This window comes from Sulfurimonas sp. (assembly GCF_023229025.1).
GTDB lineage: Bacteria > Campylobacterota > Campylobacteria > Campylobacterales > Sulfurimonadaceae > Sulfurimonas.
The window spans coordinates 16,201-28,874 of record NZ_JALOAA010000027.1; the positions used below are offsets into that span (position 1 = coordinate 16,201).

Consider the following 12,674-nt stretch of genomic DNA (forward strand, 5'->3'; position numbering starts at 1 on the left):
TTTAACCTATTTTAGTGATAAACAATCCCTTTTTAAAATCTCTTTCTTATAAAACCTATTATTCCAGCAGTAATAAAGAATAAAAACAGCGTTAATATCATAACACCTGTTGTTCCGGATGTCCCCTCAGTAAAGGGTAGACCGCTAGTATTCATGCCAAAGAAACCGACAATCAGGTTTAGGGGTAAAAATATTGCTGATATAATAGTGAGATTATAGATAAGAGTATTCATTTTTTCATTTGTTCTTGCACTGTAAAAAGTGTAAAGATAATCAAGCTTAGATAGTTGCAGAGATGCAGATCTTAGTACTCTCTCTATGTGCCCATGTAGATCTATATAGTGGTTGATTGGAAAATCATCATCTTTTTCATAATGTTTAATTGCCCCATCCATGGTAGAAGATGCATGCATTAATACTCTCTCGATTCTTACAATATTTCGTTTAAGATGTAACCACTTGTTCATAAAAGAGTTTTTTGTCTTATTTAAGTATAGAGCCTCTTCTATATCGGCAATTGAATCTATATACTTTTCAAATGATTTTAATAGCTCATCAATCATGCCGTCAAGTATCTTATAAGGGGCTTCAAAACGGCTCTGTAAGGTTTCAAACTTTTTTTCGTCTCTATTATATAAGTAACTCTCCTTAGATGTTATTATAAAACCTATAGATGTCATCTTTAGTTCATCGAGAATTAACGGCAGTCTGAGAATTAACATATCGTAATTGTCATTCTCATCAAATATAGAGGGATGTGTCTCATTTTGTAAATCCTCTAAATGAAGATTATCGACTATACTATGAATATTACTCACTGTTTCTCTTTTATATTGTTAGTAAGATATAGCTTTTTTAAAACAGTAATCATACCCTCAATTGCATTTTTTGTTGTAGTTTCATTAACGGTATGATACCCGATTGTCGGAATTTGAAGAGTTGCACCTTGAATCTCTCCCTTTGTCGCATGAATAAGTCTTCCGAGTTCGGTAGTACCAAGAGAGCTTGCTGTACCGTTTTTTAACATTTTAGCCTTTAAATATTTATCTTTAAAATCATAGCGTATCTTGTTTTTTATGGCTATCTTCTTTATTTTATTTTTTAGGGGTGATCTAAATACAGCATTTGAATCTCTGTTTCTCATCACTATGTCTATTTTTCTAATCTCATCCAACGTAGGGTAGGGGCTGGTATCAAGAACAAGTAGCTCATCTGTTTTTATATCAAAACGTCTAAACCACTCAAGTAAAAATCTCCAACTCCTACCTGCCTCTTCTGAAGCGGTAAAAAAGGCAGTACCTTGATATCCAATGGCGTACATGTAGATTATGATTGCTATGCTTACTACATTATCTAGTTGCGCAGAAATGAGATCGTCTTTTATCTCAAGCTTATCGGTAAAGGCTATAGGAGTTCCGGGAAACAGGTAGTCAAAATTCTCTATTTTAAAGATAATATTTTTTCTTCTTTGACACAAAAAAGCATCTCTTATCGAGCCAAGTCCAAGATATGTTCCAGACCATGGTTCGTAAGCTTGTACTTTTTCATCTACAAATCTTGCGGTAAAGTTGTTAAGTAGCTGTTCTGAGCTTGAGTCACCTCTTAGGTCTGCTTTGTTTTTTGCAATAAATGCTGCATACTGAAACTCGTTGTGCCCGGTGCATATAAGTCCATGTCTATCGGCATGTGCAGAGATATACCCACTCTGAGGATTCTCTCCCTTTGCTATAAGTACGCCGTCATAATATTCAACTTTTACGCCTAGCTCCTCAAGCTCTCTTTTTATAAACATAAAAAAGGGGTGTTCCTCTCCTACAACACTCGGTATGCGAATAAGTTGTTTTAATATATCGTAAAATAGCTCCATCTTTATTCTATTATATCCTCGTTGTTAAGTTCAAAAAACTCACTTAGCTCAATTGCACTTTCATTAAAGTACTCGATTTTATTCTCTGCTACTTCAAGGTTGTTAAGTTTTGCTATGTGGAAAATTGCATCCCCCTCTTGTACTAGAGGTATCTCGGACTTGCCTATTATTACTCCGTCATAAGGTGCCCTTAACTCAAAGCTCTCATCTCCTAAAGGCTCGTCAATGAAGGCGATGATATCATCTTTTCTAACTGTATCGCCAAGTGCCTTTATAGTTCTTAACATGCCGCTCTCACTTGAACGTATCCACTGACTGTTTCTTGTGATAATAGGAGTCTTTAGGCTCTTTTTTTTTGCAACTTTAGGGAGCATACCGTTTTCTCTAAGTACATTAATTATTCCATGAACGCCTATACTAATAGACTTCTCATCAAATCTGAGCGCTTCGCCTGCTTCATAAAGAAGTATAGGAATGCCCTCTTCTTGAGCCACTGCTCTAAGAGAGCCGTCTCTTAGCTCAGAGTGAAGCACAACCGGAGCTCCAAATGCTTTTGCCAGAGAAAAGGTGTGTTCATTGTCTATATTTGTTCTTATTTGAGGGAGATTTGATTTGTGAATTGATGCGGTGTGAAGGTCTATTCCAAGGTCACACTTTTTGACGACTTCATCAAAAAATATCTTTGCAACCCTGCTCGCCAGTGAGCCTTTTTGGCTCCCGGGAAAACTTCTGTTTAAATCTCTTCTGTCGGGCAGATACCTTGAGAGTGTCATTATCCCATATACATTGACGATTGGAACAAGCAGAATTGTTCCTCTTATCTTTTTTAAAATATTTAACTTTCTAACTCTTCGTGTTATCTCTATGCCATTTAGCTCATCGCCATGTATAGCGGCACTAATAAAGATAGTAGGTCCATCTTTTTTACCTCTTATAACATGAATTGGAAGCTTAGTAGGAGTATTGTATAGTTTTGGTAGTTCAATATCTATGGTTAGGTTAGCACCTCTTGGTATCTTTTCATTGCCTAAAATAAACTCTGGCATCTATCAAGCTCCAATACTATCTTTTTTTAATTTTCTTTTTTTTGAAGTTGTACCGGATTTAATAGTTACATTTTTTTCAATATACTCCATGATTTTTCCTGCTATATCTATCCCTGTAGATTTTTCAATCCCTTCTAAACCAGGAGAAGAGTTTACCTCCATCACTAAAGGTCCTCTAGCTGACGGTATCATATCTACTCCACAAACTCCAAGTCCCATGGCCTTTGCCGCAGCGAGTGCCATAGCTTTTTCTTTTCTTGAGAGCTTATGTGCAGTTGCACTTCCGCCTTGATGCAGGTTTGAGCGAAAATCTCCCTCTGCACCTTGTCGCTTCATAGCACCGACAACCTCACCGCCAACGACTAATACTCTGATATCTGCTCCGCCTGCTTCTTCTATATACTCTTGAACAAGAAGGTTTACATCCATCCCATAAAATGCATCTAGTACTGATTTGGCAGCTTTTTCACTATCTACTAAAACAACTCCGACACCTTGTGTTCCTTCAAGTATCTTAAGTATAAGCGGTGCTCCTCCGCTAAGGGCAATCACATCTTTAGCACTGGATTTATTAGAAGCAAAAACAGTTTTTGGCATATCAACATCGTTTTTTGAGAGTATCTGAAGACTTCTAAGTTTATCTCTACTCCTAGCAATAGCCAAGCTTCCTGATGTTGAAAAAGCAGACATCATCTCAAAGTGTCTTACCATAGCAGTTCCGTAAAATGTTCTGCTTGCCCCGATTCTTGGAATAATGGCATCGGGAGTAGGGAGCTCTTTTCCTTGGTAGTTAATTTTAAGTTCGCCTTTTGCTATCTCTATACTACATTTTAGGTAGTCGATTACCATGACTTCCCAATCTCTCTGTTTTGCAGCTTCAACTAATCTCTTTGTAGAGTAAAGTTCTCTATTTCTTGAGAGTATATAGATTCTCATAATTTTTTCCTGATTTATATTTTTTTTGTTAGATACTCTTTTGAAACATCAACCAAAAATTTGTTTGCTAAAAATTTTTTGCCCACTAACATAGGATACTTCATATCTGAACGGTCAGTAAGAGATACAACGGTTTTATATGTTTTGCCAAAAAATTCAACTTTTACTTTTATAGAGGGTCTATGTTGAAGCTCTCCGTTTGAACTGCGCACTTTTTTTATGGCATGAAGGGGCACTGCCATCTTTTTTCCATTGTAAGCAGCATGTACTTCATCTAGTAGTTTAAAATGTACGATATTATCTTCATCGACAAATATATCGTCACAGTGCAGAGCGTTTGAATCAGCACCGGTGTCTATTTTTACATCTAAATCATAAAGATCCAAATCAGGAATTGATATAAGTTCTCTAGTACCGATAATCTTTTTCTCTGCCATTAAACTAATCCGATTTTTAAGAAGATTATATCATATTCTATAATGCTATTTGTATATAAAGTTTATTAAATTATAGTTTATTTTAAAGTTATTTTTAGCAAAAAAAAATTCATTTAAGAGTATAATTTTAATTACATAAAAAAGGGAAGATGTAAATTATAGTGGCAGTATGCTAAAAGAGATTGATCCGCAAAAAATCGGAGTGTATTTGTTAAAAGGGCAGATATGACGTTTAAAGATTTAGAGTTTATGTTAGAGTTAAACGGTGTAATAAGAAGTGATATCGATTACATTTTAGACTTTAGCAGAAAAAATGGTATAGATGTAGAGCAAATCGATGATGAACTCAATAAAATAGGATATGAGAGAATAGTTGAGAATGAACTTGCGAATTCATGGGATGAAGACGATGACTATTATGAACCTGTAGAGAAGTTTTCACACAGAAATAAGTTTATAGAAGATTACGATTAAAAAGATATTTGGTAGCATTTAAAATGCTACCAATAATATGTGAAGCATAGAGTTATTTTTTAGCTTTTGGCTCAAATAGTGTTCCTAGAGTATGCTTGCCGTCTAGAAGAAAAGATTTTGCCGCATCTAAGTCAAAACCGTTACATAGAAGCATTTTTTTCCCACGACTCATTAAAAATTCAGCAGCTTTTAGTTTTGTTACAATTCCACCGGTTGCAAATTCATTATTTGCCGTAGGAAGATCACAGAGCGCCTCTTTTGGTAGTTCATTGATAGTTTTATATAGTTTTGCGTCTTTAAACTCTTGTGGATTTTTATCATAATAACCGTCAATATCACTTAAAATTACTAAAAGTTCAGCATCGGTTGCATATGCTACATTAGCAGATAGTTGGTCATTGTCCCCAAAGAGCTGCTCTGGAGTAGATGTTATATCATTTTCATTTACTATCGGTAAAATATCGTTTTCTAGATGCGCATCAATAATCTCTTGAAACATTTTAGTACGTTTTCTTGAGTCAAAATCATCTTCAGTAAGTAAAATTTGTGCAGTTGTAATATCATAAATATCAAATTTCTTTTTATATGCAGTCATTAAGATTGGTTGTCCTGCAGCAGCGAGGGCTTTTTTGCCTATCTGTTTTCTTTTATCAAGCTTTAGTATAGAGTATCCGGCAGCAACTGCTCCTGATGTAACAAGTACCACATTATATTTTTTCTTAAGCATTGCTATGAGTGTAACTAGATTTAACATGCGCTCTTTAGCAATATAATTATCTTGCGTTAAGACGGCAGTGCCAACTTTAATAACAACTCTTTTCATTAATTTTCCTTTATTCTTTGCAGTCTCCTTGTTTTTAAGCCTTCAAGGAGTTTGTGGATTTTATTGTAACAAGTTAAAGATTTAGTTTTTATTATAGAGTAAAAATTAGAGTAAAGAGCTTTAAAAAGTTAATTTTTTTGAAACTCTCCTATATTAAATTATGATAGAATTATAATTATATAATAATTAATAGGACTGTTTTATGCAAAACCAAACAACTTTAGCAAGATTGAACGAGAAAGTTTCAACTATTGTTGAGCAGTATAACTCTCTTAAGGAAGATAATGAAGCACTGCGTATAGAGTTGGTTAAGATAAAAGCTGAGAGTGAAATAAAAAATCAAGAGATAGAAAAACTAATAGAGCAAAATGTGCGCAAAGATGCCGAAATAGAGTCTATTGTAGATAAATTAGAAAGTATAATGGTTTAAACTCATGAGTAAAAAACTTGGTTTAAATATAGGAAATCGTCGTTTTGATGTCGATGTCGAGGATAATTTTGCTGTTTTTTTAGAACAGCAGATGAGAAAAGATTTTAACGTTGAGGGCAATAATGAGTTAAAAACACTGCTTCAAGCCTATGTTCGTAAAAATCATGAACTTTTTTTACAAGAGCAGAGAATAGAAGAGATTGTAAGAAAACTAGATATTTAAGATGTAATTTATTATTATATAAGCTAAGAGTGATATAATTTCGGTCTCTTTATTTAGAGATGGTGTGCGCTCGTAGCTCAGCTGGATAGAGCACTGGTTTGCGGTACCAGCGGTCACATGTTCGAATCATGTCGGGCGCACCATACTTTCCTTTTTTAAACAACATATTTTTACTTAATAACTACTACCAAAATAACCTATTTTTAAAGTACCCCAATACAACTCTATCTATAAAGTTAGATAAATATTAATTCAGCTTGCTTAATAGTATTTAAAAAAGTTGTTCAATTTTAAACCTCTTGAGTAAGTTTAATTCAAAAAATATTTAAGAAAGAGTATAATGTGCCCTAGTTTACTCATCAAGGTAGATTTTGGTAGGGAGCTACTATTACTTAAAGAAAAAGTTATAAAATTTTAAAAATCCTTGTTATATAGGTTAAGTAGGGAAAACAAAATATGATATTAATGATAGACAATTATGACAGTTTTACTTATAATATTGTTCAATACTGCAGAGAGTTAGGTGCGGATTTAAAAATAATTAGAAATGATGAGATGAGTGTTGAAGAGATTGAAGCACTGGGTCCTGAGAAAATAATAATATCACCTGGTCCGGCTTCTCCTGATGAAGCTGGAGTTACGCTAGAAGTGATTGAACACTTCAAAGATAAGATTCCTATTTTAGGCATATGTTTGGGGCATCAAAGTATTGCGCAGGTCTTTGGTGCAAAAGTTATACGTGCGAAAAATATGATGCATGGAAAAACATCTACAATGAAACGTACGCTAGAGTGCGAGATTTTTAGAGATATCCCTCAGGAGTTTATAGCTACTAGGTACCACTCACTGATAGTGGATAAAAACAAGCTTCCTAGTGAAATAGAGCCAACTGCATATAGTACTGACGATAACGAGATTATGGCTTTGAAAATAAAAGACAGAAGTATTTACGGTGTTCAGTTTCATCCTGAATCTATTATGAGCCAGTATGGACATGAGATAATTGGAAATTTTTTAAAGCTATGAGTTTAAGGCTCGTCCTATTTCTGATTTTAGGATTAGATGCGCTGTGGCTTACCTTACAAATAAATGAGCTCTCTATATCCTATCATGAGGCAGACATTTTAAGCGGCACTTTTTCAATTTTACAACTCTTTATAAATAGTTCACTACTCTTTTTTGGACAAAATGATTTTGCTTTGCGTCTTCCCATGATTTTTTTACATATTTTAAGCGCAATACTACTCTATAAGATATCCAAAAACTATGTGAAAATTCAGAGGAACAGAGTATGGCTTCTTATAGTGTTTATTCTTACTCCGGGAGTTATTAGCTCGGCAATCATTGTAAATAGTGCAGGAGTTATTCTATTTGGGCTATTTTTATTTGTCTATATATATGAAAATTACTCTATAAAGTATAGCTATGCGCTCCTTCTTCTCTACATGCTTATAGAGAGTGACTTTCTTCCTCTATTTATAGCACTTATAATATTTTCAATTTATAAAAAAGATAAAAAATTTATTATATTTAATTTCATAATGCTGTTATCATCAATATTTATATATGGGTTTGATGCACATGGCTCGCCAAAAGGCTATTTTTTAGACTCTATTGGAATATATGCGGCAATCTTTTCTCCTATAATTTTTGTATATCTTTTTTACGTGCTATACAGAAGGTATTTAACTAAGGAGTTTGAGCTACTATGGTTTATCTCTACGGTAGTGCTTGTTTTTTCTCTTCTGCTCTCATTTAGACAGCGTGTTGCTATAGAGCAATTCGCTCCATACCTCTTATTGGCATTTCCGCTTATGGCACAAACATTTGAACACTCTTATAGAGTTCGCTTAAATATATTTAGGAAAAACTATAAATTAGCATTTATAGTATCGCTTACACTGTTACTGATAAACAGCTCAGTAGTTTTTTTCAATAAGTACTTATACTATATAATAGAAGATCCAAAAAAACACTTCTCATATAAAATGCATGTTGCAAAAGAGTTAGCTCATGAGCTTAAAGAGATGGGAATAAGTTGTGTAGACAGTGATGCGAAAATGTCAAATAGATTAGAGTTTTACGGTGTAACAAAATGCAACAACTATGTATTAGAAGAAATTCCAACAGAGGCAATAAAATCTGATAGTGTAACAATTAGTTACAAAAATAGAGTTGTTTACTCTGCTAATGTTACAGATTTAAACATAAATTAAATCTATTATACACTTAATCTTTATATATAGTCTAAGATTGGTTTTCATATGATAAAATTTCATAAATATTAAAAACAGGGAGTTTCAATGGCTCAAAAAGCGATAAGAGAATATGATGCTAAGTCAATTTTGGCTAAGCATTGGGATAAGTATTTTCCGGATTTTACTTATGCATATGAAACGGTTATAGTTCGTAATGGATCAGAATTAACTAAAGCTGCAAAAGAGAAGACATGGTTGAAAGAAAAAAAATTAGTTGCTAAACCAGATATGTTATTTGGTAAAAGAGGAAAAAACAATTTAGTTCTATTTAAAGATGCTAAGCCGGGAGATGTCTCTTTAGCAAAAGCTGCTAGTTGGATAGATGAAAAATCATCTACTGAGCAATCAGTTTACTTCTCGTTTGATGGCGATACACCAACAGGTGAACCAAGTGTTGATATGCTTACTCATTTTATCGTTGAGCCGTTTACTCCACATGAACAAGCCGAAGAGTACTATGTTTCTGCTACGTGTGTAGGCGATGATGATGTTATATACATGTCGGCAGAAGGCGGTATGGAAGTTGAAGAGGGTTGGGATGAGAAGGTTACTGAATTAGCATTTTCTATCACTGCAACCGAAGATGAGATTGCAGAAAAAATTCGTGCAAACGTGCCTGCTGATGTAGCTGAGAAAGATAAAGCTAATTTTGCAAACTTTTGTATAGGCTTTTTTAAAGCGTACCGTGAATTAAACTTTGCATATCTAGAGATTAATCCTTTTGTAATGCAAGGTAATAAAATCGAACTATTAGATATGGTTGCAAAACTTGACGATACTGCCGGCTTTATGATGAAGGAGCAGTGGGGAAATATTGAGTATCCAACATCTTTTGGTATGGAAGAGAAATCTCCGGAAGTTTTAGCAATTGAAGAAGCAGATAGCAAATCAGGCGCTTCACTTAAACTAACTATTCTTAAGCCTGACGCTAGAATCTGGACTATGGTTGCAGGCGGTGGTGCTTCTGTTGTTTATGCAGATACTATTGCTGATTATGCAGGTATTGAAGATCTTGCTAACTATGGCGAGTATTCAGGTGGACCGACAACCGGAGAGACAAAATTTTATGCAGAGACAATCTTGGATCTTATGACAAGAGAAAAAGATGCTAAAGGCAGAGATAAAGTTTTAATAATCGGTGGAGCTATTGCTAACTTTACGGATGTTGCAAAAACATTTACCGGAATAATTCAAGCTTTTGAGAACTATGCTGATAAGATGAAAAAGGTTGGTGTTAAGATTTATGTAAGACGCGGTGGACCAAACTACGAAAAAGGTCTTAAAGATATTAAAGAAGCTGCTGACAGACTTGGTCTTTATATTGAAGTTTATGGGCCGGAGACACATGTTACTGACATTGTACGTATGGCATTAGAGAAGTAAGGGGAGATTATGGCACAATTATTTACTAGAGACACACAAGCAATTTTTTGGAATAACAACAAGACTGCAATTCAAAGAATGTTGGATTATGACTACACGATAAAAAGAACTAAACCTTCTGTTGCAGCTATTGTAGCTCCTACAAGTACAAATAAATTTGAGAAGTTTTTTTATGGCCCAGAGGAGATAATGGTTCCTATTTATAAAAATACTGCTGAAGCAAAGGCACACCAGCCGCAAGCTGATGTACTTTTAAACTTTGCATCATTTAGAACAGCTTATGATGTTACTATGGAAGCTTTAGAGATTGGCGGCTTCTCTTCTATAATGATTACGGCAGAGGGTATTCCTGAGAGACTTGCTCGTGGTATGAATGAGACCGCAAGAGAAAAAAACGTAACTGTAATCGGACCTGCTACAGTTGGAGCAATTGCACCGGGAGCTTTTAAAATAGCAAACATTGGTGGAACAATTGAAAATATTGTTCAGTCTAAACTTCACCGTGCGGGTTCATGTGGACTTGTAACTCGCTCAGGCGGTCTATTTAACGAGCTCTCAAATATTATCGCTATTAACGCTGACGGTATTGCAGAGGGTGTTGCTATCGGTGGAGATAGATTTGTTGGTTCTGTATTTATTGACAATCTTTTAAGAATGGAAGCTAATCCTGAAGTTAAGTATATGCTTCTTCTTGGAGAGGTGGGTGGTACTGAAGAGTATAAAGTTATCGAAGCTGTAAAAAGCGGAAAAATTAAAAAGCCGATTATCGCATGGTGTATAGGTACAATCGCTAAATATTATGACAGCGGCGTACAGTTCGGACATGCGGGGGCATCTGCAAATGCTGAGGCAGAAACAGCTGAGGCTAAAAACAAAGCTATGAAAGAAGTTGGTATCCATGTTCCTGCATCATTCAATGATTTACCGGAAATAATAAGCGCTGTTTATCATGAGCTACACGCCTCAGGTACTATAAAAGACATAGTTGAACCACCTATCAACGTATGCCCTAAAGTTAGAAAATCAAAAGAGTTTATCTGTACAATTTCTGATGATAGAGGGGATGAGGCAACTTATGCAGGCTTCCCAATCTCTTCTCTTGCAACTCCAGATACAGGCAAAGGTATCGGTGATGTTGTTTCACTTTTATGGTTTAAAAAACAGTATCCAAAATGGGCTACAGAGTTTATTGAGACTGTAATGAAAACCGTAGCAGACCATGGTCCTGCAGTTTCCGGTGCTCACAATGCAAAAGTAACTGCAAGAGCAGGAAAAAGCGTTGTAGAATCACTTGTAACAGGACTTTTAACAATAGGACCAAGATTTGGCGGTGCAATTGACGGTGCTGCTGAGTATTTCAAATATGCGGATGACAACAAACTTACTCCTGCAGAGTTTTTAAATCATATGAAAAAAGAGGGTGTTCCTATTCCTGGTATTGGACATAGAATCAAATCTCTTAAGAACCCTGATTTACGCGTTGAGGGTCTTAAAAAGTTTGCTCGTGAGTATTTTCCTGCAACTCCGTTACTTGATTATGCATTGACAGTTGAGCAATTAACAACATCTAAAAAAGAGAATTTAATTCTTAATGTTGATGGAACAATCGGTATCTTAATGGTTGATATGTGGAGAGCTTTAGGTTATACAGAAGTAGAAATTGATGAGTTTATAACTTCTGGAACGCTTAACTCATTCTTTATCGTAGGACGCTCTATCGGATTTATCGGTCATATCTTAGATGAAAAACGTCTAGCTATGCCTATGTATAGACATCCTATGGATGACATTTTATATGATGTTCAGGTTGCAGAGAAGATTTAAAAATCTCTGCCTTTTAATTCAAAGAGAGCACCTCTCTTTGAATAGTTCTAAACCCCTCTAATAAAAATTCCCTTTATGATTTTATTTAAATTTTTTATATATTTTTTGATATACTTGTAGTAAAAAGATTTAACTGGATTATTATGAAAAAAGCATTTACTATGCTAGAACTTGTGTTTGTAATTGTAGTTGTGGGAATTTTAGCCGCAGTAATGATTCCAAGAATTGGCTCAAGCTCACTACGTGAAGCTGCAGAACAAGTTGTCTCACATATTAGATATACACAACATTTAGCGATGGTTGATGATAAGTTTGACACCAATAGAGTAGATAGTGCAGGTAATCAAAAATGGTTTAAAGAAAGATGGCAGATTTTTTTTTCAAATGGCGAAAATACGTTTAACCAGTGGAGCTATACTATTTTTTCTGATAGACTTGGAAATAGCACAGGAAATCCTGATCCAGAAGAAGTTGCCGTGAATCCTCTTAATAATACCAAGAGATTGACTGGTGGTGCAAATGGAGCGGCTCTTATACATTCTGGAGATGATGAAGCAACTCATGAAATGAATCTTGGTGATAATTATGGAATTATTGGAGTTGCATTCTCTGGAAGCTGTTCGTTAGCGGGAAGCCAAAGAATAGCATTTGATAACTTAGGACGGCCGTTAAGAGGGGCATTTCATAATTATACTTCAGCTTATCATGCTGCAGATAGGTTGATAACAGCGCAATGCAGAATTACTTTGAGTGATAATAATGAGAACATTGTAATAGCTATTGAGCCTGAAAGTGGTTATGCACATATACTATAAAACTGAAGTATATTTTACCAAAAAAGTTATGTTCAAAAACTCTCACACTAATTAAGAAATAAATAAGCCTAACTTGCCTATAATTCCCCTCCACAAAATGAGTGAAACGAAATTTCTACGCAAGCGATAGCGACGCTGGAAAACATCGATAGAGTGTT

The 12,674-nt window shown here is 34.9% G+C and carries 14 protein-coding genes and 1 tRNA gene; 9 read left to right on the forward strand and 6 right to left on the reverse strand.

Features of this window, described 5'->3' with window-relative positions:
- Positions 1–32 precede the first annotated feature (32 nt).
- Genes M0Q20_RS07635 through M0Q20_RS07655 form a run of 5 tightly spaced genes read right to left on the reverse strand, consistent with a single transcriptional unit; the run spans position 33 to position 4,286 of the window.
- Entirely contained in the window at positions 33–818 is a 786-nt protein-coding gene (locus M0Q20_RS07635; protein WP_295060121.1) for a CorA family divalent cation transporter, read from the reverse strand.
- Positions 815–1,867 (reverse strand): peptidase M42, encoded by a 1,053-nt coding sequence (locus M0Q20_RS07640; RefSeq protein ID WP_295060124.1) that lies wholly within the window; start codon positions 1,865–1,867, stop codon positions 815–817. The genes M0Q20_RS07635 and M0Q20_RS07640 overlap by 4 nt, the downstream gene beginning before the upstream one ends.
- 2 nt (positions 1,868–1,869) lie before the next feature.
- Positions 1,870–2,913 (reverse strand): succinylglutamate desuccinylase/aspartoacylase family protein, encoded by a 1,044-nt coding sequence (locus M0Q20_RS07645; RefSeq protein WP_295060127.1) that lies wholly within the window; start codon positions 2,911–2,913, stop codon positions 1,870–1,872.
- Positions 2,914–2,916: 3 nt separating this feature from the next.
- Complete coding sequence (gene rimK / locus M0Q20_RS07650; RefSeq protein WP_295060130.1) at positions 2,917–3,849, reverse strand: 30S ribosomal protein S6--L-glutamate ligase; 933 nt, start codon at positions 3,847–3,849, stop codon at positions 2,917–2,919.
- A 14-nt stretch (positions 3,850–3,863) separates the two neighbouring features.
- Complete coding sequence (locus M0Q20_RS07655) at positions 3,864–4,286, reverse strand: RimK/LysX family protein (RefSeq protein ID WP_295060133.1); 423 nt, start codon at positions 4,284–4,286, stop codon at positions 3,864–3,866.
- A 225-nt stretch (positions 4,287–4,511) separates the two neighbouring features.
- On the opposite strand from M0Q20_RS07655, the gene M0Q20_RS07660 reads away from it, so the two are divergent.
- Entirely contained in the window at positions 4,512–4,760 is a 249-nt protein-coding gene (locus M0Q20_RS07660; RefSeq protein WP_295060136.1) for a hypothetical protein, read from the forward strand.
- A gap of 52 nt (positions 4,761–4,812) precedes the next feature.
- Here the strand turns inward: M0Q20_RS07660 and proB are convergent, their stop codons facing one another.
- On the reverse strand, positions 4,813–5,583 hold the full coding sequence (gene proB / locus M0Q20_RS07665) for a glutamate 5-kinase (protein ID WP_295060139.1): 771 nt from the start codon (positions 5,581–5,583) through the stop codon (positions 4,813–4,815).
- Between the two features lie 202 nt (positions 5,584–5,785).
- Between proB and M0Q20_RS07670 the strand changes: the two genes are divergently transcribed.
- The 8 genes from M0Q20_RS07670 to M0Q20_RS07705 all read left to right on the forward strand — a co-directional run bounded on the left by M0Q20_RS07670 (position 5,786) and on the right by M0Q20_RS07705 (position 12,516).
- Positions 5,786–6,013 (forward strand): hypothetical protein, encoded by a 228-nt coding sequence (locus M0Q20_RS07670; RefSeq protein WP_295060142.1) that lies wholly within the window; start codon positions 5,786–5,788, stop codon positions 6,011–6,013.
- A gap of 4 nt (positions 6,014–6,017) precedes the next feature.
- On the forward strand, positions 6,018–6,236 hold the full coding sequence (locus tag M0Q20_RS07675; protein WP_295060145.1) for a hypothetical protein: 219 nt from the start codon (positions 6,018–6,020) through the stop codon (positions 6,234–6,236).
- 66 nt (positions 6,237–6,302) lie between these two features.
- Positions 6,303–6,379, forward strand: a tRNA-Arg gene (locus M0Q20_RS07680).
- A gap of 313 nt (positions 6,380–6,692) precedes the next feature.
- Entirely contained in the window at positions 6,693–7,262 is a 570-nt protein-coding gene (locus M0Q20_RS07685) for an aminodeoxychorismate/anthranilate synthase component II (RefSeq protein WP_295060149.1), read from the forward strand.
- Positions 7,259–8,452: a hypothetical protein gene (locus tag M0Q20_RS07690; RefSeq protein ID WP_295060152.1), complete on the forward strand. Its 1,194-nt coding sequence runs from the start codon at positions 7,259–7,261 to the stop codon at positions 8,450–8,452. The genes M0Q20_RS07685 and M0Q20_RS07690 overlap by 4 nt, the downstream gene beginning before the upstream one ends.
- Before the next feature lie 87 nt (positions 8,453–8,539).
- Positions 8,540–9,877, forward strand: coding sequence for an ATP citrate lyase citrate-binding domain-containing protein (locus tag M0Q20_RS07695; RefSeq protein WP_295060155.1), 1,338 nt, complete (start codon positions 8,540–8,542; stop codon positions 9,875–9,877).
- Between the two features lie 9 nt (positions 9,878–9,886).
- Complete coding sequence (locus M0Q20_RS07700) at positions 9,887–11,701, forward strand: citrate/2-methylcitrate synthase (protein WP_295060157.1); 1,815 nt, start codon at positions 9,887–9,889, stop codon at positions 11,699–11,701.
- A 143-nt stretch (positions 11,702–11,844) separates the two neighbouring features.
- On the forward strand, positions 11,845–12,516 hold the full coding sequence (locus M0Q20_RS07705) for a type II secretion system protein (protein ID WP_295060160.1): 672 nt from the start codon (positions 11,845–11,847) through the stop codon (positions 12,514–12,516).
- Positions 12,517–12,674: the final 158 nt, after the last annotated feature.

Bases quoted from the DNA above. Each gene is read 5' to 3' on its own strand.
- M0Q20_RS07695 (WP_295060155.1), top strand. From the start codon at position 8,540: ATGGCTCAAAAAGCGATAAGAGAATATGATGCTAAGTCAATTTTGGCT.
- M0Q20_RS07700 (WP_295060157.1), top strand. From the start codon at position 9,887: ATGGCACAATTATTTACTAGAGACACACAAGCAATTTTTTGGAATAAC.
- M0Q20_RS07640 (WP_295060124.1), bottom strand. From the start codon at position 1,867: ATGGAGCTATTTTACGATATATTAAAACAACTTATTCGCATACCGAGT.
- M0Q20_RS07690 (WP_295060152.1), top strand. From the start codon at position 7,259: ATGAGTTTAAGGCTCGTCCTATTTCTGATTTTAGGATTAGATGCGCTG.
- M0Q20_RS07645 (WP_295060127.1), bottom strand. From the start codon at position 2,913: ATGCCAGAGTTTATTTTAGGCAATGAAAAGATACCAAGAGGTGCTAAC.
- M0Q20_RS07655 (WP_295060133.1), bottom strand. From the start codon at position 4,286: ATGGCAGAGAAAAAGATTATCGGTACTAGAGAACTTATATCAATTCCT.
- rimK (WP_295060130.1), bottom strand. From the start codon at position 3,849: ATGAGAATCTATATACTCTCAAGAAATAGAGAACTTTACTCTACAAAG.
- M0Q20_RS07685 (WP_295060149.1), top strand. From the start codon at position 6,693: ATGATATTAATGATAGACAATTATGACAGTTTTACTTATAATATTGTT.
- M0Q20_RS07660 (WP_295060136.1), top strand. From the start codon at position 4,512: ATGACGTTTAAAGATTTAGAGTTTATGTTAGAGTTAAACGGTGTAATA.
- M0Q20_RS07670 (WP_295060142.1), top strand. From the start codon at position 5,786: ATGCAAAACCAAACAACTTTAGCAAGATTGAACGAGAAAGTTTCAACT.
- M0Q20_RS07705 (WP_295060160.1), top strand. From the start codon at position 11,845: ATGAAAAAAGCATTTACTATGCTAGAACTTGTGTTTGTAATTGTAGTT.
- M0Q20_RS07675 (WP_295060145.1), top strand. From the start codon at position 6,018: ATGAGTAAAAAACTTGGTTTAAATATAGGAAATCGTCGTTTTGATGTC.
- proB (WP_295060139.1), bottom strand. From the start codon at position 5,583: ATGAAAAGAGTTGTTATTAAAGTTGGCACTGCCGTCTTAACGCAAGAT.